Source organism: Vibrio sp. 1069 (assembly GCF_033340555.1).
In genome coordinates, this window is the sequence record NZ_JAWOWP010000641.1 from 1 (window position 1) to 592 (window position 592).

1 protein-coding gene is annotated in these 592 nt (G+C 42.1%); it reads right to left on the reverse strand.

What is annotated here, in order from left to right; translation table 11 throughout:
- Window positions 1–32: 32 nt before the first annotated feature.
- Window positions 33–392, reverse strand: coding sequence for a glutaredoxin family protein (locus R7040_RS28215; protein WP_005482613.1), 360 nt, complete (start codon window positions 390–392; stop codon window positions 33–35).
- Window positions 393–592: the final 200 nt, after the last annotated feature.

Here is a 592-nt window from a genome sequence, read left to right on the forward strand (position 1 = left end):
TCTTTTACATCCGCCAATGTTCTTAGGGGGAACTAGGCAAATTCTTTTTCAAGATAAGCGACAATGTCTGATGACTCATAAAGCCATTGCGTTTCGCCATCTTTTTCAATACGAAGACAAGGCACTTTCACGCGACCGCCACCTTGTTCAAGTTCAGCGCGGTGAGTTGGGTCATTCTTCGCATCACGTAATTCGATATTAACGGATTGTCGTTTCATCGCACGTCGTACTTTGACGCAAAAAGGACAAGCTTCAAACTGATATAACGCGTATTGCTTTGCTTTATCATCGACGTTGCTCTGTGCTTCGTTAGTGCGTTTGATGCCACGAGGAGAAAAGACAGCGTTCAGCAATAAAATGACTTTGCCTAAAATCCAACGGATAAACTTCATAATGATCCCTTGATGCTCAGTGGATGAATGTCCTTAACAATGCAAACATGATGCTTGTTGCATTGGAGACGCAGTCTATCAGTTGTTTCGGATTGATAAAACCATGTATTTTATGAGGAAAAGAGTCGCTTCAACCAGCCGAAAAAGCCATTTGATGCTGTTGGGTTTGCCTCTTTACCTAAATAGAAGCTTTGCATTAG